The organism is Pseudomonas sp. LBUM1643, from assembly GCF_059716215.1.
In genome coordinates this window covers 5,611,796-5,634,504 of the sequence record NZ_CP166813.1, presented here as the reverse complement: position 1 = coordinate 5,634,504, position 22,709 = coordinate 5,611,796, and the positions used below count along the sequence as shown (strand labels likewise).

21 protein-coding genes are annotated in these 22,709 nt (G+C 59.2%); 12 read left to right on the top strand and 9 right to left on the bottom strand.

What is annotated here, in order from left to right; translation table 11 throughout:
- Positions 1–71: 71 nt before the first annotated feature.
- From ACA063_RS25455 to ypfJ (ACA063_RS25445), 3 genes are all read right to left on the bottom strand, one after another.
- Positions 72–1,031, bottom strand: coding sequence for an alpha/beta fold hydrolase (locus ACA063_RS25455; protein ID WP_497663819.1), 960 nt, complete (start codon positions 1,029–1,031; stop codon positions 72–74).
- Complete coding sequence (ypfJ, locus tag ACA063_RS25450) at positions 1,032–1,925, bottom strand: KPN_02809 family neutral zinc metallopeptidase (RefSeq protein ID WP_497663818.1); 894 nt, start codon at positions 1,923–1,925, stop codon at positions 1,032–1,034. It lies immediately after the preceding gene.
- A gap of 150 nt (positions 1,926–2,075) precedes the next feature.
- Positions 2,076–2,918: a KPN_02809 family neutral zinc metallopeptidase gene (ypfJ, locus tag ACA063_RS25445; protein ID WP_497663817.1), complete on the bottom strand. Its 843-nt coding sequence runs from the start codon at positions 2,916–2,918 to the stop codon at positions 2,076–2,078.
- Between the two features lie 187 nt (positions 2,919–3,105).
- On the opposite strand from ypfJ (ACA063_RS25445), the gene ACA063_RS25440 reads away from it, so the two are divergent.
- Together ACA063_RS25440 and ACA063_RS25435 are read left to right on the top strand one after the other, a co-directional pair.
- A complete protein-coding gene (locus tag ACA063_RS25440; protein ID WP_497663816.1) occupies positions 3,106–3,882 on the top strand; it encodes an IclR family transcriptional regulator in 777 nt (258 codons plus the stop codon).
- A gap of 162 nt (positions 3,883–4,044) precedes the next feature.
- Positions 4,045–4,923 (top strand): DMT family transporter, encoded by an 879-nt coding sequence (locus ACA063_RS25435; protein WP_497663815.1) that lies wholly within the window; start codon positions 4,045–4,047, stop codon positions 4,921–4,923.
- A 45-nt stretch (positions 4,924–4,968) separates the two neighbouring features.
- Here ACA063_RS25435 and ACA063_RS25430 read toward each other — a convergent pair whose 3' ends face one another.
- Positions 4,969–6,285, bottom strand: coding sequence for an MFS transporter (locus tag ACA063_RS25430; RefSeq protein ID WP_497663814.1), 1,317 nt, complete (start codon positions 6,283–6,285; stop codon positions 4,969–4,971).
- Positions 6,286–6,743: 458 nt separating this feature from the next.
- On the opposite strand from ACA063_RS25430, the gene quiC reads away from it, so the two are divergent.
- Entirely contained in the window at positions 6,744–8,645 is a 1,902-nt protein-coding gene (gene quiC, locus ACA063_RS25425) for a 3-dehydroshikimate dehydratase QuiC (RefSeq protein WP_497663813.1), read from the top strand.
- Positions 8,646–8,747: 102 nt separating this feature from the next.
- On the top strand, positions 8,748–9,425 hold the full coding sequence (locus ACA063_RS25420; RefSeq protein ID WP_497663812.1) for a TetR/AcrR family transcriptional regulator: 678 nt from the start codon (positions 8,748–8,750) through the stop codon (positions 9,423–9,425).
- A gap of 57 nt (positions 9,426–9,482) precedes the next feature.
- On the opposite strand, the gene ACA063_RS25415 is transcribed toward ACA063_RS25420, so the two are convergent.
- On the bottom strand, positions 9,483–10,337 hold the full coding sequence (locus ACA063_RS25415; RefSeq protein WP_497663811.1) for a shikimate dehydrogenase: 855 nt from the start codon (positions 10,335–10,337) through the stop codon (positions 9,483–9,485).
- A gap of 5 nt (positions 10,338–10,342) precedes the next feature.
- A complete protein-coding gene (gene aroQ / locus ACA063_RS25410) occupies positions 10,343–10,783 on the bottom strand; it encodes a type II 3-dehydroquinate dehydratase (RefSeq protein ID WP_497663810.1) in 441 nt (146 codons plus the stop codon).
- Positions 10,784–11,087: 304 nt separating this feature from the next.
- Between aroQ and ACA063_RS25405 the strand changes: the two genes are divergently transcribed.
- Positions 11,088–11,516 carry a DUF4160 domain-containing protein gene (locus tag ACA063_RS25405; RefSeq protein WP_497663809.1) on the top strand — a complete coding sequence of 143 codons (429 nt, stop codon included), beginning with the start codon at positions 11,088–11,090 and terminating at the stop codon, positions 11,514–11,516.
- Positions 11,513–11,959, top strand: coding sequence for a DUF2442 domain-containing protein (locus tag ACA063_RS25400; protein WP_497663808.1), 447 nt, complete (start codon positions 11,513–11,515; stop codon positions 11,957–11,959). The genes ACA063_RS25405 and ACA063_RS25400 overlap by 4 nt, the downstream gene beginning before the upstream one ends.
- Positions 11,960–12,013: 54 nt before the next feature.
- On the opposite strand, the gene trmA is transcribed toward ACA063_RS25400, so the two are convergent.
- Together trmA and ACA063_RS25390 are read right to left on the bottom strand one after the other, a co-directional pair.
- Entirely contained in the window at positions 12,014–13,093 is a 1,080-nt protein-coding gene (gene trmA / locus ACA063_RS25395) for a tRNA (uridine(54)-C5)-methyltransferase TrmA (protein WP_497663807.1), read from the bottom strand.
- Positions 13,090–14,385, bottom strand: a complete 1,296-nt coding sequence (locus ACA063_RS25390) for an NCS2 family permease (protein WP_162439553.1) — start codon at positions 14,383–14,385, stop codon at positions 13,090–13,092. The genes trmA and ACA063_RS25390 overlap by 4 nt, the downstream gene beginning before the upstream one ends.
- A gap of 223 nt (positions 14,386–14,608) precedes the next feature.
- On the opposite strand from ACA063_RS25390, the gene ACA063_RS25385 reads away from it, so the two are divergent.
- From ACA063_RS25385 to ACA063_RS25365, 5 genes are all read left to right on the top strand, one after another.
- Entirely contained in the window at positions 14,609–15,055 is a 447-nt protein-coding gene (locus tag ACA063_RS25385) for a DUF4879 domain-containing protein (RefSeq protein ID WP_497663806.1), read from the top strand.
- Between the two features lie 67 nt (positions 15,056–15,122).
- Complete coding sequence (locus tag ACA063_RS25380; RefSeq protein ID WP_497663805.1) at positions 15,123–15,674, top strand: DJ-1 family glyoxalase III; 552 nt, start codon at positions 15,123–15,125, stop codon at positions 15,672–15,674.
- Between the two features lie 138 nt (positions 15,675–15,812).
- Complete coding sequence (locus tag ACA063_RS25375) at positions 15,813–16,346, top strand: (2Fe-2S)-binding protein (RefSeq protein ID WP_497663804.1); 534 nt, start codon at positions 15,813–15,815, stop codon at positions 16,344–16,346.
- The gene (locus ACA063_RS25370) at positions 16,343–17,329 is read left to right on the top strand and encodes an FAD binding domain-containing protein (RefSeq protein ID WP_497663803.1); all 987 of its coding nucleotides are present in this window, start codon (positions 16,343–16,345) and stop codon (positions 17,327–17,329) included. Before ACA063_RS25375 ends, ACA063_RS25370 begins: the two co-directional genes overlap by 4 nt.
- A complete protein-coding gene (locus ACA063_RS25365; RefSeq protein WP_497663802.1) occupies positions 17,329–19,530 on the top strand; it encodes a xanthine dehydrogenase family protein molybdopterin-binding subunit in 2,202 nt (733 codons plus the stop codon). Before ACA063_RS25370 ends, ACA063_RS25365 begins: the two co-directional genes overlap by 1 nt.
- Here the strand turns inward: ACA063_RS25365 and ACA063_RS25360 are convergent.
- Positions 19,527–20,765 (bottom strand): MFS transporter, encoded by a 1,239-nt coding sequence (locus tag ACA063_RS25360; RefSeq protein ID WP_497663801.1) that lies wholly within the window; start codon positions 20,763–20,765, stop codon positions 19,527–19,529. The two genes, ACA063_RS25365 and ACA063_RS25360, sit on opposite strands and share 4 nt — an antisense overlap.
- A 504-nt stretch (positions 20,766–21,269) precedes the next feature.
- On the opposite strand from ACA063_RS25360, the gene ACA063_RS25355 reads away from it, so the two are divergent.
- Positions 21,270–22,709: a cytochrome ubiquinol oxidase subunit I gene (locus ACA063_RS25355; RefSeq protein WP_497663800.1), complete on the top strand. Its 1,440-nt coding sequence runs from the start codon at positions 21,270–21,272 to the stop codon at positions 22,707–22,709.

Genomic DNA, 22,709 nt, shown 5'->3' with positions numbered 1-22,709 from the left:
GGACTATCGATCAGCAAAGAACCCTGTGGGAGCTAGTCTGCTAGCGATGGCGTCAATCCAGGCGCCAACGTTTACTGACCCAACAATACCTTCAGCCCCTCCGGTGACGTAAACATCCCCGCCCCATCATGCCCAACCCCGGGCACCTCGATCAGTTGCTGGTTCAACCCCTCAGGACGCTCGCGCTTTAAATACTCGAAATAATTGCGCCCGCGCATCAGCCGATTCGGGCCTTGAGCTTTCGCCTCGCACCCCTTGTCCAGCGCCGGATGATTCGGGTCGGTGTCCTGCTGGCCCAACAGGTAAACGATGTCACGCTTGGCGTATTGCTGCGCAAGCGTCGCAGGGGTTTGTCCTTGTGCATAGGCAGGCAAATCCGCGAGCCCATACTTCCAGCGGTTGAAACCGGGGCAGGCCGCATGGTTGAACGCCACCGGTCGTCGCTCATCGAAATACGCATAGGAAGAAGGATTGGCGATCACGTAACGCACGTGCACGCCGGCCGCTTCCAGGTCCGGCTGATCGCTGCTCAGCAGTGCATACCGTTGCACCACCTGAGCGCCGCCGGAGTGCCCGGCAATGATGACTTCCTTCACGTCTGGAAACTGTCGACGGTCAGCAAACCGGCCGATGATTTGGTCGAGCGCTGCGTAGGAACTGAGAGGAAACGGCGCGGTGGATAAACCGCCCGCCATCCACTCATTACCCTTCCAACGCAACACGGTGTCGGGCAATGGGTGCAGGGCGAGATCTGTTTCGTTGAGGAACTGGGGGGCGACCACCAGCGTGGTGGACGTTTGTCCGGCCAGTTCGGCCGCGTGTTCGGCACTCTGGCGATAGGTTTCAGCATTGCGTAACCGACCATGCAGGATGATCAGTACGCGTTCGATCTTCGCAGGCGCCGGGCCGATGCCGACGGCCATCTCACCTTCTTTCAACAACAACCGCCCGGGGCTTACTTCTTTCACGCCATGCTCGGCGGCGAGGGTACTTGCGCAGGTAAACAACAGCATCAACAGCCAATTTTTCATTTACAGATTTTTCGCCGCAAAGGTATCGCACTGGCCAACCTGGCCTTGCGCAAATCCGGTTTTGAACCAGCGCACCCTTTGCGCTGACGTGCCATGGGTAAACGAGTCCGGCACCACGCGACCCTGGCCTTGCTGTTGCAAGCGGTCGTCGCCGATGGCGTTGGCGGCGTTCAAGGCTTCTTCGATATCACCGGGCTCAAGCCAGTTCAGGCGTTTCTGCGCATTGTTTGCCCAGACGCCGGCCAGGCAATCGGCCTGAAGCTCCTGGCGAACCAGCAAACCGCCGTCACCTTCCATCTGCCGACCTTGCTGGCGCGCAGCCTGAATTTTCGCCGACACCCCGAGCAACGTCTGAACGTGGTGGCCGACTTCGTGAGCGATTACATAAGCCTGTGCAAAGTCGCCGGCTGCGGAAAAGCGTTGGGACATTTCCTGGAAGAAACTCATGTCCAGGTAAACCTTCTGGTCTGCGGGGCAATAAAACGGGCCGGTCGCCGACGTCGCCAAACCACACGCCGAGTTGACGCGGTTGCTGAACAACACCAGGGTCGGGTTTTTATACTGCCGTCCCGCCTGCTGAAAAATCTGGCCCCAGGTGTCTTCGGTATCACCCAGGATCGAGCGCACGAACTCGGCACTCTCATCGTTGGCCGGTGGCGCTTTGCGCGTCTGGGTGGTCGCCGGTGCCGATTGCTCACTCATCTGCCCGGTCAATTGCCCGAGGATCTGCAAGGGATCCTGCCCGGTGATCCAGCCGATGCCGACGATCAGGATGATGGCCGTCAGGCTCAAACCTTTGCCGCCACCAAAGCGCATCCCACCGCCACCACCGCCGACGTCATCGCCACGGGCATCTACCACGTTGTCGCTGCGTCGGCCTTTTTTCCATAGCATGTGGGAATCCTCTTTCCTTGCGTGATGAACAAACGTGGTGATGAGTGTTGCTGGTGAGCAGGTGCCGCGCCAGTCCGGTCGTCTGACAGCCTTATGGCGCGGCGGTTCTGTGCCTGGGGTGATATCAGCGATTTGAGCTGACGAAGGGGATTACAGGGTTTCGGCAGTAAAGGTATCGCAGGCGTCTATCGTACCCACGGTAAAACCTTGGGTGAACCAGTGCTGGCGTTGCTGCGAGGTACCGTGGCTGAACGTCTCAGGCAAAACGTTGCCTTTACGCAGCGCCTGCAGGTAGTCGTCACCGAAGGTTGACGCGGCGTTCAGCGCGAGGTCGATATCCCCCGGTTCCAGCCACTCGTGCCGCTTTTGCGCATGGTGCGCCCAGATTCCGGCCAGGCAGTCGGCTTGCAGTTCGCCGCGAACCTCGAGGCCGCCGTCACCCGTCACGGGCCGTTGTTCGATGAGGGCTTTTTCCAATGGCTCGGACAGACCCAGTTCAAGCTGCACATGATGACCGACCTCGTGAGCGATGATGTAGGCCTGGGCAAAATCGCCCACCACCGAAAGGCGCTCGGACATGAGTCGGAAAAAATCGAGATCCAGATAAACCTGCTTGTTCGTCGGGCAATAAAACGGGCCGCCCCCGGAGCCGATGTAACCGCATCCCGAATTCACTCCATTGCCGAACAGGGTCAACGTCGGTTCGGGGTAGTGTTTTCCGGTTTGGGCAAAGAGGTCCTTCCAGGTGTCTTCGGTATCGCCCAGCACGGCCTGAACGAACGTCAGTTGCGGGTCGATGGCGGGCACGGGAAAGCCAGAGGTGTTCTGCACGGGTGGAATGTCTTGCGGTGGGCTCAGCGCCGTGTACACGCCGGCGCCTGTGAGTGCGAACGCCAATCCTGCGCCGAGTACTAACCCTGTAGGTTTGCGGGCATCCTTGCCCTCGCGAGTGTCGTTAACGTTGGTGCTGCGTCTTGCCTTGTTCCATAACATGGTGGTGGTCTCTCATGGATTGATGAAGGCGGGTAATCGCCCTGTCCATGAATAACCGTATCTGCCTGGGAGTGCGGGCTGAATGTGTAAGCGAGCGTTAGGGATGATCACTGTGGCCGCTAGTTCCAGATTTCGCATTCACCCCATTGTCTTTTAGAATCATCGAAATCTTTTCGTTGGAACCCCCATGGCCGGCAGTCAGATCGAACGAGTTTTCAGCGTCCTGGAAAGCCTCACCAGCGACCCCCGCGGCGTGCCCCTGCAGATGCTCGCGGAGCAGTTGGACATCCCGAAAAGTGCGACGCACCGCTTGCTTGCCGAACTAACTCGATTGGGTTACGTCCGGCAAAACCCGGAGAACCTGCGCTATCAGCTGTCGACCAAACTGGTGGCGATGGGGTTTCGTTATCTGTCGAGTAGCGGTGCCGACATTGTCCAGCCTGTGCTCGATCGGCTTGCCCAGGAAACCGGTGAACTGGTACGCCTGGGCGTGATCGAAGGTGAGCGCCAGACCTGGATTGCCAAAGCCCAGGGCGCTCGGTCCGGTTTGCGCTATGACCCCGACATGGGCCGTGATGCGCCGCTTTTTTACACGGCTTCCGGGCATGCGTGGCTGGCGTGCATGAGCGATGCCGAAGCCCTGTCATTGGTGGAGCGTCAGGGTGCGGAACAACCCAAGGATCTCGGTCCGAACGCACCTCGTTCCAACATCGAACTCCTCGAACGCTTGCGTCTGGCGCGGGAACAAGGGTATGCGTGGGTAGAAGAAAGCTCGGCCGTGGGCACGTCGGCGATAGCGGCGGTAGTGCGCCATCCCGGCGATGGCCGAGTCATTGGTGTGTTGAGCATCGCCGGCCCCAGCGCGCGGATGCCGGGAGCACGGTTGCATGAATTGGCGCCGGTCTTGTTGAAATTTACAGAGGAGTTGTCGGCGGCGAGTCTGGCCTCCGAGTTGTTTGGCTAGACTGATTCGAGGAAAAACCTGTGCGTTGTTCGCACATTTTCGCTGTTCGTCTGTGATAGAAAATGGAATCAGGTTCTAAATTGTCGAGATGGATCTATTCTGACGGTAATCACGAGAGGACGATGCGACGATGTTTTTGATTTCAGGACGTAAGGGACATTCATGACCGTCAGCACTCCGCTCTCAGGCGTTAACCATCCCTTGAAAGGGATTTTGCTGATCGTCATCGCCACCTTTCTCTTCTCGAGCCATGACGCCTTGTCGAAGTACCTGTCGGGTTTCTACCCGATCGTCATGGTGGTCTGGGCCCGCTATGTGGTTCATACCTTGTTGATGGCGGGTATTTTCCTGCCGCAATCGGGGTTGCGTGTCCTGCGTACCAAGCGACCGATGCTGCAGTTCATCAGGGCGTTGTGCCTGCTGGGCACCAGTCTGTTTTTCACCACCGGCTTGCAATACATCCCCCTGGCCGAAGCCACGGCCGTCAACTTTCTCGCCCCGGTGCTGGTGACTGCGCTGTCGGTGCCGCTCTTGAAAGAGCATGTGACCCGTGGCCAATGGGTCGCGGTCATCTGCGGGTTCATAGGCGTATTGATCATTGTCCATCCCGGTGGGGAGTTGTTCACGCCGGCGGTGTTGCTGCCTTTGTGTTCGGCGCTGTTCTTCTGCTTCTATCAGTTGCTCACGCGCAAGCTCAGTGAAATCGACAGCCCGACGACCAGTAACTTTTTCGCCGGTCTGTGCAATACCTTGGTGATGAGCGCGCTGGTACCGTTTTTCTGGCAGGTGCCTACGTTGCTTCATGGGTGTCTGATGGTGGCGCTAGGCGCCTGCGGGATGACGGCTCACTTGTTGCTGACCCAGGCATTCCGATACGCCGCACCGGCCTTGTTGGCACCTTTCGGCTATTGCCAGATCGTCTTTGCAGGTTTGTTGGGATGGCTGCTGTTTTCTCACACGCCGACCCTGACCACGGTGGTCGGGATCGCGGTGATCTGCTGCAGCGGGTTGGCTGCGGTGTGGCAACAGCGCCGGCGATGACGTAGAGAAGCGGGCCTGGAATCAGACCCGCGAGAGGAAGGACTATCAGTCAGTGACGGTCGGAATCTTGCGCGGTGCCATGAAGTACATCCAGATCAGCGCGATGAAGTACATCGCCGGGATCATGGTGAACAGCACGGTGTAGTTGTTGTTCGTCACCGTCAGGATATGGCCCACCAACTGGGTCATGAACATCCCGCCGATGGCTGCGCACATGCCACCAAAGCCGAACACTGTGCTCATCATGTGCTTGGGCGTGTAGTCCATCACCAGGCTCCAGATGTTCGCGGTCCAGGCTTGGTGCGCACCGATGGCCAGCGAGATCGCAAAGACGGCGACCCACAGATTGCTGGACCCCGCTGCCATGATCACGCCGACGATGCAGCAAGCGAACAGGAACATGGACAGCAGGCGTGCCTTGATTGGATTCATGCCGCGACCGATCAGGAACGAGGACAGGATCCCGCCACCGACGCTGCCGAAGTCAGCGGTCAGGTAGATGATGATCAACGGGATACCCATCTGGGTGACGTTGATTCCCAGGTTGTATTGCTGGTTGAGGAAGGGCGGCAGCCAGTAGAGATAGAACCAGAACACCGGCGCGGTCAGCGAGTAGGCGAGGGCAAATGCCCAGGTGCCGCGCATGCGCAGGATTTTCGAGAAGGGCACGCGGGATTGTTCCGGCTCCACTTCTTTCTGGATGTAGTCCAGTTCCGTCTGTTTAACGCTCGGATGATCTTCCGGGTTGAAATACTTCAAACCCCAGAACAGCAACCAGATCCCGCCCAGAGCAGACATGCACAGGAACGCGGCCTGCCATCCCCACACGTGGAGAATCAGCGGCAGCAGCATCGGGGTGAACATCGCGCCGACGTTGGTACCCGCATTGAAGATGCCCGTGGCCACAGCGCGTTCGCCGGCCGGAAACCACAGCCGCGTGGTTTTGACACAGGCCGGGTAGTTGGCGGCTTCGGTCAGTCCGAGAATGAACCGGCAGACCATGAAACCGACCGCCGAAGTGGCCAGACCATGAGCACCGGTGGCCAGGCTCCAGAGCAACACCGCGCAGAAGAACACGCGCTTCACACCGACTTTGTCGATCAATCGACCTTGCAGCACGAAGCCGATGGCGTAACCGACCTGGAACCAGAAGTTGATGTTGGCGTAATCCATCGCCGTCCAGCTCATTTCCTTGGCCAGGATCGGCTGCATCACGCCCAGAGCGGCGCGGTCGATGTAGTTCAGGGTGGTGGCGAAAAACACCAGCGCCAGCATGCCCCAGCGGGTCTTGCCGACCGCCATGGCACCGCGGATCTTGTCGCCGACACCGCTGCTGGCAGGGGTCATGGAGGTACGCTCCATGGAAGAGCTCTGAGAAGGAATCATGTAGGCCACCGATTGTTTTTATAGGGTGTGCTGTGTCGTTGGTTACCGAACCCGGTGGTTCATGACCGGACTCAATGTGCAGTTGATGTTGCGCAGTGGACAAAAAATCGTCAATTCACCAACGGCCATAGTGTTCGATAATCGAACGAAAAACTAACCGGGTAGTACACTTTGGATTGCTGTGTCGAGGTGCTCGGCCAATAATTCACCCAGCGTCAAATCATCACTCGTTGCCCAACGCAACCTCTGTAGCAGCTGGCGAAGCCTGCGTCCGGCTGCGAAGCAGTCGTTAATCTGGCTATACGGCCATACAGGTAAACCGAGTTCACTGAATATACGACTGCTTCGCAGCCGGACGCAGGCTTCGCCAGCTGCTACAGATGCGGTATTGCAATGTCGATAACAAGATTGTCTCCACCACCGGGAGTCGAAATATGCAGCGTTCCATTGCCACCGTTTCCTTGAGCGGTACCCTGCCGGAAAAACTTGAAGCCATTGCCGCCGCCGGCTTTGACGGGGTGGAGATTTTCGAGAATGACCTGCTCTACTACGACGGTAGTCCACGGGAAATCAAACAGATGTGCGCCGATCTCGGGATCGCGATCACCCTGTTTCAGCCTTTCCGGGATTTCGAGGGCTGCCGCCGCGATCGCTTGCCGCGCAACCTGGAACGGGCCGAACGCAAGTTTGACCTGATGCAGGAGCTCGGTACCGACCTCGTGCTGGTGTGCAGCAACGCCTCTGCCGATTCCATCGGTGACGAACAGATTCTCGTCGACGATTTGCGTCTGCTCGCCGAGCACGCCGGGGCGCGTGGCCTGCGTATCGGTTATGAAGCGCTGGCGTGGGGGCGGCATGTCAACACGTGGCAACAGGTGTGGAACATCGTCCGCCAGGCTGATCACCCGAGTCTCGGCGTGCTGCTGGACAGTTTTCACACCCTGTCGCTCAAGGGCGATCCCAGCGCAATCGCTGATATTCCCGGCGACAAGATTTTCTTTGTCCAAATGGCTGACGCACCGATCCTGGCTATGGACGTGCTGGAGTGGAGCCGGCACTTCCGCTGTTTCCCGGGGCAGGGCGAATTCGATCTGGCCGGTTTCCTCGCACCCATCATCAAGAGCGGTTACACCGGGCCACTGTCGCTGGAGATCTTCAACGATGGCTTCCGCGCCGCACCGCCTCGAGCCAACGCCGCCGACGGGTTGCGTTCGCTGCTGTACCTGGAAGAGAAAACCCGTGAGCGGCTGGCGCAGGAAGCCAAGCCAGCGGCCAACCCGGAGATTCTTTTCGAGACTCCCAAGGCCAGCGAGTACAACGGGATCGAGTTTCTCGAATTTGCGGTGGATGAGAGCCTTGGCGCCAAGCTTTCCCACTGGCTGGAACGACTGGGGTTCGTCAAGGCGGGGCAACATCGCTCCAAGAGCGTGAGCTTGCTGCGTCAGGGTGATATCAACCTGATCCTCAATTGCGAGCCTTACTCCTTTGCCAACAGCTTTTTCGAAGCTCACGGTCCTTCGCTGTGCGCCATGGCCGTGCGGGTCAAGGACAGCAGCAGTGCACTGGCCCGCGCCGTTGCTTATAAAGGTCAGCCCTATCGCGGGCTGGTGGGCCCGAACGAGCTGGAGCTGGCCGCCGTGCGCGCACCGGATGGCAGCCTGATCTATCTGGTGGATCAGGACGCCGATGTCTACGGGACCGATTTCAATGTGCGCCCCGATGCGGTGGCTCGCGGCGGCCTCAAACGCATCGACCATATGGCCATTGCATTGCCCGCCGACAGCCTCGACAGCTGGGTGCTTTTTTACAAAAGCCTGCTGGACTTCGAAGCCGACGATGAAGTGGTGCTTCCTGACCCGTATGGTCTGGTGAAGAGCCGGGCCCTGCGCAGTCGTGACAGTTCGATCCGCTTGCCGTTGAACATCTCCGAGAACCGTAACACCGCGATTTCACACGCACTGTCGAGCTATCGCGGCTCGGGCGTGCATCACATCGCTTTCGATTGTGACGACATCTTCGCTGAAGTCAGTCGCGCCAAAGAGGCGGGCGTACCGCTGCTGGACATCCCGCTCAATTATTACGACGACCTTGCGGCGCGCTTCGATTTTGACGACGAATTCCTCAGCGAACTGGCGTACTACAACGTGCTTTACGACCGGGATTCCCAGGGGGGCGAGCTGTTTCACGTCTACACCGAGCCGTTCGAAGGGCGCTTCTTCTTCGAAATCATCCAGCGCAAGAACGGCTATACAGGCTACGGTGCTGCGAACGTAGCGGTACGGCTGGCGGCCATGGCCAAATCACGTAGCGGCGCCGTCCGTCAGGCAAAGTTGTAGGAAATTGGTAAGCGCGAGGTTAAACCGCTGCCGCACAGCTTCCTTCGCCGTGCGGCGCGGCTCATAATCGCCAGCCTGTTCAGTGATGGCCGTGAGCCCGCAATGACAATATCCCCAGAACTCTCCGTAGTGCCCGACGAACCAGTGGTGGGGCCTCGCAAGAGTCGCAAGAACAATCCGGAAAAAACCCGCGAGAATATTCTTCAAGAGGCCATTGTCGAGTTCGTCCAGCAGGGGCTTTCCGGCGCTCGCGTCGACGCGATCGCTGACCGGATCCACACCTCGAAGCGCATGATCTATTACTACTTCGGTAGTAAAGAACAGCTCTACGTCGAGGTTCTGGAGAAGCTGTACGGTGACATCCGTAACACTGAAAACCGTTTGAACCTGTCCGAGCTGGCACCCGTGGAAGCGATTCGCCGCCTGGTGGAATTTACCTTCGATCACCATGACCGCAACGTCGACTTCGTGCGTATCGTCAGCATCGAGAATATCCACAACGCCGAGTACGTGAAGCGTTCAGATGCCATCAAGGCGATGAACAACACCGTTCTCGACGCATTGGGCGTGACCCTGCGCCGGGGTGCAGACGAAGGTGTGTTCCGCCCCGGACTCGATCCGCTGGATGTGCATTTGCTGATGAGTTCGTTCTGCTTCTATCGCGTTTCGAACCGCCACACGCTCAGTGAAATGTTCCAGATCGATTTGCCGAACGAGCGCATCAAGCAGCGTCATCGGGAAATGATCTGCGAGTCGGTTTTGCGCTATCTGCAGGCTTGATTTCATCCTTGGGATCGCGGCCTGCAGGCACTGCCGCAGGCTGCGATTTTTTGATCTTTAGCCGTTCATTCTTTGAAAATGCGCGAGCATTCGCTGCGCATCCGGCACCACGCCGCTGAACAACTCAAACGCCTTTACCGCCTGAAACACCGCCATGTTGCCGCCATCCAGCGTCCGGCAGCCCAAGGCACGTGCGTTGTGTAGCAGTTCGGTTTCCAGCGGAAAGTAGACGATCTCTGCTACCCACAACTCCTTGCGAAGCAGTTCCACGGGAACGGGCATGCCCGGCAGTTTCTTCATGCCCATGGGCGTGGTGTTGACCAGCCCGTTCGACTGGGCCAGCGCACTCGGCAAATCGTGGCCGGCCACCGCACGGCTGGCACCGAAATGTTGATTGAGATTCTGCGCCAAGGCTGCGGCGCGGCTGATTTCCACATCGAAAATGCTCAGCCGTTGGACGCCTTCGCTCAATAGCGCATGGGCGACCGCCGCACCGGCACCGCCCGCGCCCATTTGTACGACGCGCTCAACGGAAGCGCCCTGCAAGCCACGCCGAAATCCTTCGGCAAAACCCAGGCAGTCGGTGTTGTGGCCGATTCGTTTACCGTCCTTAAGCACCACCGTGTTGACCGCCCCGATGCCACGGGCTTCCGGCGACAGTTCATCGAGCAACGGAATGATCGTCTGCTTGCAGGGAAATGTGATGTTGAGGCCGGTAAAGTTCATGCACTCCGCGGCCATCAGCAGCTCGGGCAGGGCAGCGCTGTCGAGTTTCAACTGGTCGAGATCGATCAGGCGATAGAGATACCGCATGCCCTGCGCATCGCCTTCATGCTCGTGCAGCGCTGGAGTGCGTGACGCCTGAATGCCGGCACCGATCAGGCCGGCCAGTACCACGTTGTGCTGGTCCATGCTGCTCACCCCTTCAAACGCAGGCTGAAATGCTCCAGCGCCAGGCGATAACCATGGCTGCCAAAACCGGCCATTACCGCCGTCGCCACAGCCGATACGAACGAGTGGTGGCGAAAAGGCTCACGGGCGTGAACGTTGGACAGGTGTACTTCAATGACCGGCAGCTCACTGGCAACCAACGCATCACGAATCGCAACCGAGGTGTGCGTCCAGGCGGCCGGGTTGATCACGATTCCAGCGCAGCGCTGGCGAGCCGCGTGAATCCAGTCCAGCAGTTCGCCTTCATGGTTGGTTTGGCGAAATTCCACAGTGAGGCCGAATTCCTCGGCGGCACGTCCACACAGCGCCGAGATATCCGCCAGGGTTTCGTGCCCATAAGTGGCCGGTTCACGGGTGCCAAGCAGGTTCAGGTTCGGGCCGTTCAGCACCAGAACGATAGGGGGCATGGGGTCTCTCCACGTATTATTTTTGGCGTCGGCCGAGTTTTCAGCCTGTGGAGATAAATTGTACTAGCTGGTTAGTTTGGTCAATTGCAGAGGCGGGATCGCAGGCGTTTGTGTGCGGTGATCGGACAATTTCACAGGGTGCGGTGAAAGGATTGCTTACTCATTTGCAGGGGGACTTGCTGCGTCCGGAATGAGTTCAAGCACTAGGCTGAAACCAGGATTCTGGACTGACGATGCGAGCCGGCTATCGGTTTTTCAGGAATTGTCGAGCCAATCAGCTCAATAACCTAACGGATGGGTTAGTATGAAATTGTTCCGCTACAAAGGGATTTCGGTGGTGATCATGCTGCGCGATGAGCATTGCCCGCCACACGCGCATGTGGACGGTGGAAGTTGGAGTGCGCGTTTTAAATTCAGTTTTTGGCACAACAGTGTCGAGCTGTGGGACGTGGTTGCACACGCAAAACGGCCAACTTCTGCAGTGCTGGAAGGACTGCGTCATGCACTCAGACAACCCGCCCACCTGCGGCGAGCCCGGACAATTTGGTGGGACAAGCTGCGCACGGTCTGCCTCAACCGGCAAATATGGGACTGGCAGACAAACGAAGTCGTGGTGGTACAAAAGATCGCGAGTACGACCTGCATGATTCATTCGGCTTGCTATGAGCCCGAGACGAACAAGACCCTGCTGGCGCTCATGGGCATCCCGGAGGGCGTGGAGATTCAGCTATGAAAACGTTAAAGGCAGGAATGTTGCCCGATCAACCTGTTACCGACGCTGTGCTGGATGACGCCGTCCAGCGCGGGCAGCTACGCCATAAAAGTGGTTTGCAAGTGGCGTCGGTGAGTTTTATGAATCCGTGCCTGGCAATCAGTTTCGTCGATGGCAGTGGCGTGCTGCTGCCGGTTCGGAACTATCCGGAGTTCGATGATTTCGCCACCGAGGACTTCGCCGAGTTGAAAGTCGGCTTTTCCGGAAGTGCGTTATGCCATGAAGGCAAGGATCGGCACGTCTCCATCGCGGGGATGATTTCGTCGAGCGAGTCGCTGATGCATATGGCTGCCTCGGTTATCGCCTCGCGCAATGGTAGTCAGAGCAGTGCGGCAAAATCCGAAGCTGCGCGGGCGAATGGTCGTAAGGGTGGCCGGCCACGCAAAGCCGATCTCCCCCACTGAGCACCCAAAAAAAAGCCGTCGTGAAGACGGCTTTTCTGTTTGTGGCTGCTGCAATCAACGACGGGTCAGCATCACTCCGGATTCCATGTGATGCGTCCAGGGGAACTGGTCGAACATCGCGCACCGGGTGATGTGGTGCGTGTCGTGCAACTGGGCGATGTTGGCCGCCAGTGTTTCCGGATTACAGGAAATGTAGAGGATGTTGTCGAAGCGCCGGGTCAGTTCGCAGGTGTCCGGGTCCATGCCGGCGCGAGGCGGATCGACGAAGACGCTGCCGAATTCGTAGCTCTTCAGATCGATGCCTTGCAGACGACGGAAAGGACGCACTTCGTTCAGCGCTTCGGTCAGTTCTTCGGCGGACAGACGCACCAGGGTGACGTTATCCACAGCGTTTTCGCTGAGGTTGCTCAAGGCTGCATTGACCGAGGCCTTGCTGATTTCGGTGGCCAGCACTTTGCGCACGCGGGTGGCGAGGGGCAGGGTGAAGTTGCCGTTGCCGCAGTACAGCTCCAGCAAATCATCCGCACGATCGCCCAGTGAGTCGTATGCCCAGTTGAGCATTTTCTGATTCACGGTGCCGTTGGGCTGAGTGAACGCGCCTTCCGGTTGGCGATAGCTGAAGGTGCGACCGCCCACTTCAAGCTTCTCGACCACATAATCGTGACCGATGACTTCGCGTTTGCCCTTGGAGCGGCCGATCACGCTGACGTTAAGGTCGGCTGCCAGTTTCGACGCGGCGGTGTGCCAATGCTCGTCCAGCGGGCGGTGATAACACAGGGTGATCATCGCGTCGCCGGCCAGGGTGGTCAGGAACTCCACCTGAAACAGTTTGTGGCTCAGTGCTGCACTGGCCTTCCACGCCGCCTTGAGTTGCGGCATCAACTGGTTGATGCGCAGGCTGGCGATCGGGAACTCTTCGATCAGAATCGGCGTGCGTTTGTCTTCCTGGGAAAACATCGCGTAGTGACGCTCGCCGCCTTCGCGCCACAGACGAAATTCCGCACGCAGGCGAAAGTTCTTCAGCGGCGAGTCGAACACGGTCGGCTCGGGCGCATCGAACGGGGTCAGCAGGTCACGCAGGCGCGTAACCTTTTCTTCGAGTTGAGTAGCGTAAGCCTGGGAATCAAAAGTCATGCGTTGAACCAACCCAACTTGATCACGAACAGAATCGACAGAATCACCAGCGCCGGATTCAGCTCACGGGCGCGGCCGGACAGCAGCTTGATCACGGTCCAGGAGATGAAACCGAAGGCGATGCCGTTGGCGATGGAGTACGTGAATGGCATCGCCAGGGCGGTGACAACGACCGGCGCGGCAACGGTAATGTCGTCCCAGTCTATTTCGGCCAGGCCGGATGTCATCAATACCGCGACGAACAGCAGGGCCGGTGCGGTTGCGAACGCCGGAACGCTGGCGGCCAGCGGCGAGAAGAACAGCGCCAGCAGGAACAGGATCGCCACCACCACCGCAGTCAGGCCGGTGCGGCCACCCGCACTCACGCCGGCTGCGGATTCGATGTAGCTGGTCGTCGTCGATGTACCCAGCAGCGAACCGGCCATGGCGGCCGTGCTGTCGGCGATGAGCGCGCGGCCCATTTTCGGCATGTGGCCGTCCTTGCCCATCAGCCCTGCGCGCTTGGCGACGCCAATCAATGTGCCGGAGTTGTCGAACAGATCAACGAACAGGAAGGCAAAAATCACGCTGACCAGACCGATGTCCAGCGCGCCTTTGATATCGAGTTGCAGGAACGTCGGTGCCAGGGACGGAGGCATCGACATCACGCCACCGAACGGGGTAAAGCCCAGCGCAATGGAGGCGATGGTCACCACCAGAATCCCGATCAGCACAGCGCCGCGTATCTTCATGGCTTCGAGAGCCACGATCAGGGCAAAGCCGAGGGTCGCGAGGATCGGCGCCGGTTGCTTCAAGTCGCCGAGGCCGACCATTGTTGCCGGGTTGCTGACCACGATGCCGGCGTTGTGCAGGGCAATCAGTGCCAGGAACAGGCCGATACCGGCCGCAATCGCCGAACGCAGCGGTAGCGGGATGCTGTTGATGATCCATTCACGAATGCGGAAGATCGACAGCAGGAAGAACAGCACCGCCGAGATGAACACCGCGCCCAGCGCCACTTGCCAGGTGTGACCCATGTGCAGGACCACGGTGTAGGTGAAGAAGGCGTTCAAGCCCATGCCCGGTGCCAGCGCGATCGGGTAGTTGGCGATCAGGCCCATGACCGTCGAGCCAATGGCCGCCGCCAGACAGGTCGCGACAAACACCGCACCCTTGTCCATGCCGGTCTCGCCGAGGATGCTCGGGTTGACGAACAGAATGTAGGCCATGGCCAGGAAGGTCGTTACGCCCGCAAGAATCTCGGTCCGCACGTTGGTGTTGTGTGCCTTGAGTTGAAACAGCCTTTCCAGCATGTCTGCTCCCCGTGGCGCGCCCGGCGCCGTGAATGTATCGACCTCAACAGCAAAGCACAGACCGCTGCAGGCGCCTGGTAATTTTCTGTGGGTCGGAAAAAGCCGCGCATCATACCAGCAGCGTGGGGCTGTGGCTGCTTATGGCTGCGATCGTCGTCGATGTTTTGCGTTAAAGCCAAGTGAGCCATACTGCGCGCTGGTTTTGGGGTGACATGAGGGCTGCATGAAAAAGCTTCTGTTTAGAGTGTCCGGGACAGCTTTGGCCGTGTTCCTTGGGGCACAAACGGTGTCGGCGGCATCGGCGCCCCCCTTGAGCCAGGTGAAGGTACTCAAGGTCGAATCGCCGGCCTGCGGCTTTGAAGACATTGCACAGGGGCAGGAACAGACGCGCTGCAATCACAGTGGGCCGAGTATCAAGGTGTATGTGCTGGAAGTCGGCTACGGGCGTACGGCTCAAGTCGGACTGGATGGTTTCGAAGTGAACGGCACCCGAACCCCCATCTGCGCGTTTGATAACGGCAACCTGACGGAATGCACCGTCGGAAAAAAAACGGTCGGCTATTTGTACGTGTTTGATCTGGCCGGTAAGCAGGAGGGTACTTTCACCTTCAGCAACACCTCGATCAATGCACCGGGCAATACGATGTCGACCCAGCTTTACATCAAGTAACGGCCAGCCAGAACAGGGCTCAAGAAAGCTGACTACGCTTTAGAGATCATTCTGTGGAACACCCCCCATGACCTTTAGAGCCCTGATTACCCTCGCCGAGGGCATCGATGATCTGCAAACCGTGACCCTGGTCGATGTGCTGCGCCGCGCCAAAGTCGAAGTGGTGGTGGCCAGCATCGAGGGACGGCGCATGCTCACCTGCGCGCGCGGCACTCGCTTGACGGCCGATGCAATGCTCGTTGACTTGCTCGCCCAGACGTTTGACCTGATCGCGCTGCCCGGCGGTTCAGTCGGGGCACAGCGCCTGGCGGCGCATCAACCGCTGCAACAACTGATCAAGGACCAGGCAGCTGCCGGCCGACTGTTTGCCGGTATTGCCGAGGCTCCTGCGTCGGCATTGCAGGCCTTTGGTGTCCTGCGTCAGCGGCGCATGACCTGCCTGCCTTCAGCCAGCCACCAATTGTCTGGCTGCAACTTCGTCGATCAACCGGTAGTGGTCGACGGTAACTGCATCACCGCGCAAGGCTCCGGCGCTGCCCTGCCATTTGCTTTGGCGCTTGTAGAACAGCTTTGCGGTAAAGCCACGCGTGCCTCTGTGGCAGCGGAATTAGTCATTTAGCGCCGATTCTGTGGCAATGGACCAAGCTCCTTCGCCACAGATCAACTTCCTTGAACGCTCCACTCACCTCGAAGTCGTACCCCTTATGACGGCGGTTTGCCAAAACGCCGCGAACGTACGATCAACCGTGAGGTGACTATGAGCGTGACCAACCCCAAGGCGGCGCAGCCGTCCTTTGCCCGACATCCGTTGCGCATCACCCTCAATGGTCATAGGCGTGAGCTTGAGGTGTTGCCCTGGACCACGCTGCTGGATTTGCTGCGTGAACAACTGGACCTGATCGGCACGAAAAAAGGCTGCGACCACGGCCAGTGCGGTGCCTGCACCGTACTGCTCAACGGCAAGCGCGTGAACGCCTGCCTGACGTTGGCCGTGATGTGCGACGGTGCCGACCTGACCACCATCGAAGGTCTGGCAAACGGCGATCAACTGCACCCGATGCAGCAGGCCTTCATCAAGCACGACGCATTCCAGTGCGGATACTGCACGCCGGGGCAGATCTGCTCCGCCGTGGGAATGGCCAACGAAGGCCGCGCGCAGACCACGGAACAAATCCAGGAACTGATGAGTGGCAATCTCTGCCGCTGCGGCGCGTATAGCAACATTCGCGATGCCATCGAAGAGGCGCTTCCCGCCTGTCGTCAGCAAGACGGGCAAGGAGGTGGCCAATGAATCCCTTTCATTACAGCAAGCCCGACTCGGTGCAGGACGCCGTTCATCTCGCCGGTCCCGCGTCACGGTTTATTGCCGGCGGTACCAACCTGCTGGACTTGATGAAGGAAAACGTCACCCGTCCTGAGCACCTGATCGATATCACCGGGCTGCCCCTGCGAGAGGTCCGCGAAACCGAGAAGGGCGGATTGATGATCGGCGCCCTCGTCAGCAATGCCGACCTGGCCTGGCATCCCTTGATCGAACAGCGTTACCCGCTGTTGTCCCAGGCAATACTGGCGGGCGCCTCGCCGCAGCTGCGCAACATGGCCAGCACGGGCGGCAACCTGTTGCAGCGCACGCGTTGCTACTACTTCTACGACGCCAGCGTACCGTGCAACAAACGCGAGCCCGGCAGCGGCTGCCCGGCGAAGGACGGACTGAACCGCATTCATGCCATCTTCGGCGCCAGCGTGCAGTGCGTCGCCACACATCCCTCGGACATGTGTGTCGCGCTGGCCGCACTGGAGGCGCTGGTCCACGTTCAAGGGCGCGCAGGCTCGCGAGTCATCGAGTTCGCCGACTTCCACCGCCTGCCAGGCGAGTCGCCAGAGCGTGACAACCAGTTGGCCGACGACGAGTTGATCACCGCCATCGAGTTGCCGGCTGCCGGTTTTGCCCAGTACAGCCATTACCTGAAGATCCGCGATCGTGCGTCCTATGCCTTCGCACTGGTCTCGGTGGCTGCGGCACTCGACATGACCGGGCCGATCATCCGCGAGGCGCGTCTGGTACTCGGTGGTGTGGCGCACAAACCCTGGCGCGACAAGGCCGTAGAAAGTTTCCTGGTGGGCAAAGCCGTCAGCCGCGAGACCTTTAGCGCCGCCGCCGATGCCTTGCTGCAACACGCCGAACCCCTCGAACACAACGCTTTCAAGGTCAAACTGGCGCGTCGGGCAATCGTCCGCGCCCTGAGCGATGCCGCGCTGGGAGGGCAAGCCTGATGAATACGTTTACTCAACCCATGGGCCAACCACTGGACCGCGTTGACGGCACACTCAAAGTCACGGGGCAGGCACGCTACGCTGGTGAACATCCAGAGGATGGACTGCTGCATGGCAGTGTTGTTTCCAGCCGCATCGCCCGGGGTCGGGTGATCAGCATTGATGCATCGAAAGCATTGGCACTGCCCGGTGTCATCGCGGTGATCGATCATGTGAGCCGGCCGAAGATCGCCAGTTACGACGAGGATTACGACGACGCCGACTCTGCCGAAGGCTCACCGTTTCGTCCGCTGTATAACGACCGGGTGCTCTACAGTGGCCAGCCACTTGCGCTGGTGGTGGCGGATAACCTTGAACTGGCGCGCCATGCCGGTTCCCTGGTGGTGATCGAATACGAAAGTGAAGCCCATCAGACCGATCTGTTGTCGTTGCAGGAAGAAGCGCATCCCGCGCCCGCCGAACTGCCCAAGCCCCGTGGGAATTTTCAGGCCGAGTTTGCCGGTGCGGCTATCAGCCTGGATCTGAATTACAGCACCCCGATTGAACATCACAATCCAATGGAGCCGCACGCCAGTACGGTGCTGTATCAGTCCGATGGCAGCCTGCACATTCATGACAAGACCCAAGGGCCGCAAAACTGTCAGTCCTACGTGCAAAAAGTCTTCGGCCTCGAGAAAGAGCAGGTCAGGATTTTCGCTGCCTACGTTGGCGGTGCATTCGGCTCGGGTTTACGCCCGCAATATCAACTGCCACTCGCCGTCATGGCCGCGCTCAAACTTCAGCGCTCGGTGCGCGTGACGCTGACCCGCCAGCAGATGTTCACCTTCGGTTATCGGCCTCGCACGTTGCAGCGACTGCAACTGGGCGCAGTAGCCAACGGACGCTTGCTGGCGGTGGCGCACACCGCGATTGGCCAGACCTCGCGCTTCGAGGACTTTACCGAACATGTCGTGGAATGGAGCGGCATGCTCTATCACTGTGACAACGTGCAACTGACCTACAAGTTAGTCCCCCTCGACGTGTTCACACCGTTGGACATGCGAGCACCGGGGGCCGCGCTCGGACTGATTGGTCTTGAGTGCGCCATGGACGAGCTGGCGTGTGCGCTGGCGATCGACCCGGTGCAGCTGCGTTTGATCAACTACTCAGAACGCAATCAGAACGAAGACAAGCCGTATTCCAGTAAAGAATTGCGCGCCTGTTATGCGCAGGGTGCCGAGCGGTTTGGTTGGGATGCGCGTAATCCCGAACCACGCAGCATGCGCCATGGCCGCCAATTGGTGGGCTGGGGGATGGCCGGCGGAGTCTGGGAGGCGATGCAGCAGAAAGCCAGTGCCAAGGCCTGCCTGGACCACGCGGGCCATTTAACCGTCAGCAGCGCGACGACGGACATTGGCACCGGAACCTACACCGTGATGACGCAAATTGCCGCGCAGGCGTCAGGCGTTTCGGTGAAGGACGTCACCTTTGTCCTCGGCGATTCCTCATTGCCCACAGCGCCGCTGCAGGGTGGCTCGTTCACCGTGTCGTCGGTGGGTACTGCCGTGCAACAGGCTTGCGAGGCATTGAAAGAAAAACTGCTCGCGGTGGCGCGGCAGACGCACCCGGCGTTCAGTGCGGTGACGACGGAGCAGGCGGTTTTCGAAGACGGCCAGTTAGTGTTCGGTGAGGCGAGGGTGTCACTGGCTGAGCTGGTCCGGGACAGTGGCGAAGCCACGCTGGAGGTCCAGGTGGATGCCGAGCCGGACAAAAAACGCGAGGCGTATGCGACGGCGACTCACTCGGCAGTGTTCGTCGAGGTGTTTGTCGATGAGGACCTGGGAACGGTGAAGGTCAACCGCGTGGTCAGCGCCATCGCGGCGGGCAGGGTGGTTAACCCGAAAATGGCGCGCAGTCAGATTCTCGGCGGCGTGGTGTGGGGCATTGGAATGGCGCTGCACGAGGAAACGCAAACCGATCATGCGCTGGGCCGTCACATGAACCACAGCCTGGCCGAATATCACATCCCGGTGAATGCTGACATCGGTGACATTGACGTGTTGTTCGTCGAAGAACACGACGACATCGTCAACGCCCTCGGTTCGAAAGGCGTGGGTGAAATCGGCATCGTTGGCGTTGCCGCGGCGGTGGCCAACGCTATCTATCACGCCACTGGCAAGCGGGTGCGGGACTTTCCCGTCACCCTCGACAAACTGCTTTAGACCTTGGCTTCTTCCGCAGGCACATGCATGCGGTCGCGGTTGGCCAGGGTCGGGAACAGTTTGATCCAGACGCCGGTCACCACCAGGGTGCCAATGCCGCCCATCACAACGGCCGGTACGGTGCCGAACCAGTGAGCGGTCAGGCCGGATTCAAATTCGCCTAACTGGTTCGAAGCGCCGATGAACAGCCCGTTCACGGCGCTCACCCGGCCACGCATTTCGTCCGGGGTTTCCAGCTGCACGAAGGAGGCGCGAATCACCATGCTGATCATGTCTGCCGCGCCCAGCACCACCAGTACCGCGAGGGAAAACCAGAATGAAGTCGACAGGCCGAACGCGATGGTCGCGACACCGAACACGCCTACGGCAGTGAACATCACTCGCCCGACCTTGCGGTCCACGGAGAACCGCGCGAGCCAAAGCGACATCATCAATGCGCCCACAGCGGGTGCAGAACGCAACAGGCCCAGTCCCCACGGCCCCGTCAGCAGAATGTCTTTGGCGAACACCGGCAGCAACGCCGTCGCGCCCCCCAGTAAAACCGCGAACAGATCCAGAGAAATCGCCCCGAGGATATCCGGGCGACTGCGAATGAAACGGATGCCGGCCAACAGTGAGTCCAGGGTGGCTTTACCCTTGTTCAACGGTGTCTGGCGTGCCGGCAGGTTGAGCATCAGTCCGCAGGCAATGAGGTAGAGAATGACCGTCGGACCATAGACCCAGACGCTGCCGAAGGCGTAGAGCAAACCGCCGAGGGCCGGGGCGACGATGGTGGCCGATTGCTGGGCAGACTGTGCGGCGGCAACCGCCCGGGGAAACAGGGCGCTGGGCACAATGCTGGGCAGCAACGCTTGAGTGGTCGGCATTTCAAAGGAACGCGCGGCCCCCAGCAGGAACGCGAGGATGAAGATCATCTCCCGGGTGACATGATCGGTGGCGCTGCCGATAGCCAGCGACAGCGCAATCAGCGCTTGCAGTGACTGACAGATCGCCGCGACTTTGCGTCGGTCATAACGGTCCGCCACATGACCGGTGTGCAACATGAACAGCACCCGTGGTGCAAATTCCACCAGGCCCACGAGACCGAGATCGAGCACGTTTCCGGTCAGTTGATACAGATTCCAGCCGATGGCGACGGTGAGCATCTGAAAGCCGCTGGCCGTGAATACACGGGCCAGCCAGAACGCGATGAAAGGGCGGTGATGACGTAACAGCAGGGGCGTTTGGCTGGGCATCTGAGGCGGATCTTGAGCGAGGGTAGTCCCGAGATTATCACCAACCTGTAACTAGAAGTTGCGGCCGAGGCAAATTTAGTTAGCAAGACACCGATCTCACTTGGTCCCCCGTGGCGAGGGAGCTTGCTCCCGTTCGGCTGCGCAGCAGTCTCCATTTTTGATATTCAACACTGACTGAAGAGAATGGGGCTGCTGCGCAGCCCAGCGGGAGCAAGCTCCCTCGCCACAGGGAGTGTTACAAACAGTTGCTGCGGCCATGAGGCAACCTGTCACGCGGCAAAAGACCACACGGGTCACCCTCAAAAATGGGACTACTCTTTGAACCATGCTTGATCCAGATCAAAACCCTTTGTGGAAATGATCCGGCGGCCAGATGGCCAGACTCCCTACGCTGTGATGATTGTAAAAAAAGAACGAATTTGAATTCGCCACACTCCATATCCGTGGGGGCAGTGGGTGCAGGCCGCAGGCCTTCAGCCGGTATTACCTGACAGAGGAAGACTTATGTTCGGTTTGGAGGCGCTTGATCTCGCCCGAATTCAGTTCGCGTACACCATTTCGTTCCACATTCTGTTCCCGGCCATCACCATTGGCCTGGCGAGTTACCTGGCGGTGCTCGAAGGCCTGTGGCTGAAAACCAATAACGATACCTACCGCGACCTGTACCACTTCTGGTCGAAGATCTTTGCCGTCAACTTCGGCATGGGGGTGGTTTCCGGCCTGGTGATGGCCTATCAGTTCGGCACGAACTGGAGCCGATTCTCGGACTTCGCCGGTGCGGTGACAGGCCCGTTGCTCACCTATGAAGTACTGACCGCGTTCTTCCTGGAAGCCGGCTTCCTCGGCGTCATGTTGTTCGGCTGGAACAAGGTCGGGCGCAACCTGCACTTCTTCTCGACGGTCATGGTTGCCATCGGCACCCTGATCTCGACCTTCTGGATTCTCGCCTCCAACAGCTGGATGCAAACCCCGCAAGGTTACGAAATCATCAATGGACAAGTGATTCCGGTGGACTGGCTGGCGGTGATTTTCAATCCGTCGTTCCCGTACCGTCTGGCGCACATGGCAACCGCTGCATTCGTAGCGACCGCCTTCTTCGTCGGTTCCTCGGCAGCCTGGCATTTGCTCCGCGGCAAGGACAATCCGGCGATTCGTACCATGCTCTCGATGGCCATGTGGATGGCATTGATCGTCGCGCCGATTCAGGCGGTCATCGGTGATTTCCACGGCCTTAATACACTTGAACATCAGCCAGCGAAAATCGCAGCAATCGAAGGGCACTGGGAAAACGTCGGTGATGAGCCGACTCCGCTGATCCTGTTTGGCTGGCCGGACATGAAAGCTGAAAAAACCAAGTATGCCGTCGAAATCCCCTACCTGGGCAGCCTGATCCTCACCCACTCGCTGGATAAACAGGTCCCCGCACTCAAGGACTTCCCGCCTGAAGACAGGCCCAATTCGACCATCGTGTTCTGGTCGTTCCGGGTCATGGTTGGCTTGGGTTTCCTGATGATCTTCACCGGTCTGTGGAGCCTGTGGCTGCGCAAGAGCGACAAGCTGTACACCTCGCGTCCGTTCCTGTACCTGGCATTGTGGATGGGGCCTTCGGGGCTGATCGCAATTCTCGCCGGGTGGTTCACGACTGAAATTGGTCGTCAGCCCTGGGTGGTTTACGGCTTGATGCGAACGGCGGATGCGTCCTCCAACCATAGTTTCCTGCAGATGAGCATCACCCTGATCATGTTCGTCGTGGTGTATTTCGCGCTGTTCGGTGCCGGTCTGGGCTACATGATGCGTCTGGTGCGCAAAGGACCGAAGATCGACGAAGGCAAGGAAACCAACGATGGCGGTCCTGGCAAGAAACGTACACCAGCCCGTCCGCTGTCCGCAGCGGAAGACGATGCTGACGCTGACGCCGACCACAGCCTGACCAAGGAGATTTGA